The sequence below is a fragment of the Rhizobacter sp. P1_G5 genome (genome assembly GCF_056405435.1).
The window spans coordinates 1-1,066 of the sequence record NZ_JBFUCB010001050.1 but is presented as its reverse complement, the minus strand read 5'-3'; the positions used below and the strand labels follow the sequence as shown (position 1 = coordinate 1,066).

Annotated in this window: 2 protein-coding genes; one reads left to right on the top strand and one right to left on the bottom strand. The window is 65.3% G+C overall.

What is annotated here, in order from left to right:
* Positions 1-163 precede the first annotated feature (163 nt).
* Positions 164-382 (bottom strand): DUF4266 domain-containing protein, encoded by a 219-nt coding sequence (locus tag AC1D12_RS33905; protein WP_477845461.1) that lies wholly within the window; start codon positions 380-382, stop codon positions 164-166.
* A gap of 92 nt (positions 383-474) precedes the next feature.
* On the opposite strand from AC1D12_RS33905, the gene AC1D12_RS33900 reads away from it, so the two are divergent.
* Positions 475-894: a cupin domain-containing protein gene (locus AC1D12_RS33900; RefSeq protein WP_047513380.1), complete on the top strand. Its 420-nt coding sequence runs from the start codon at positions 475-477 to the stop codon at positions 892-894.
* Positions 895-1,066 lie beyond the last annotated feature (172 nt).

Here is a 1,066-nt window from a genome sequence, read left to right as displayed (position 1 = left end):
GGTGAGTTCACCGTGATGCGTTTCCAGCCGGGTTGCGAGTCCTGGTAGTTCAGGAAGCGCAGGCCGATGAGGCCTTGCTCGGGGGCGTTCTCGGCCCGCGCTGACGAATGCCAGACGCCGGGCAAGGCCAGCGCGGCGAGCACAAGGGTGCCGAAGGGGGCGGTCAGTTGCATCCGCAGCCTCCACCACCGACGCCGTAGCCACCGGACGCGTTTTCCTTGCTGGTGTAGATGTGCTGCTCGAAGCGCTGCTCCAGCGCATCGCCGCCCATCGTCATCTCGGGCTTCGCGAGATGGCCTTTTTCCCAGGCCTTGGGCGGTTCGTAGTTGGCGYAGCCGGCCATGCAGCCCAGCACCAGCAGCCCGATCGCTGATTTCGTCATGGTGTTCCCCTGTCRTCGCGCGAGACTTTAACTCCCGGCGTGGAACGCTTCATGCATGCCGCCGGGCACCGTTTGAACGCTGGAGGTTTGCGATGCTGGACAGCGCCACCACGAAGTTCTCACACGTGAAGCCGGGTGACACCGCCTGGCGCAGCGACGGGCTGCGGGATTTCTTCCTGTACCGCGACCTCGGCGTCGAGGAAGCCACCCGGGGCCGGGTGCTGGCGCAGCTGGTCAAGGCCAACATGGCACCCGAAAAGGGCACCGGCTGGCACCGTCATGAGGCGGAATTCCACATCGTCATCATGACCAAGGGGTGGGCGAAGTTCATGTACGAGGACCAGGAGACGCTGGTCTCGGCCGGCGACTGCGTGCACCAGCGCCCTGGCATCGTGCACTACCTGTTCGACTACTCGCCCGACATGGAGTACATCGAGATCGTCGGGCCGTCGGACTTCAAGACCATCGACATGCCGGGGCCGTGCGAGGTGCCGCCCGTGACGCCTTGGTAGCGAGTCGGTGACCGCCGGACTGACGGCATCGGCGCGAACAAAGGCGCGTGCGGGGAGTCTGTGGAGCGCCAATCAGGGCGGGGCGCCGGAGCTGGCTGGTTTCATGGCCCGCGTGCGCAGCACGCTTCGTGCACTGACTGTCGCCCACTGTTTGACCACAACGAACGAAGTG

Bases quoted from the DNA above. Each gene is read 5' to 3' on its own strand.
- AC1D12_RS33900 (WP_047513380.1), top strand. From the start codon at position 475: ATGCTGGACAGCGCCACCACGAAGTTCTCACACGTGAAGCCGGGTGAC.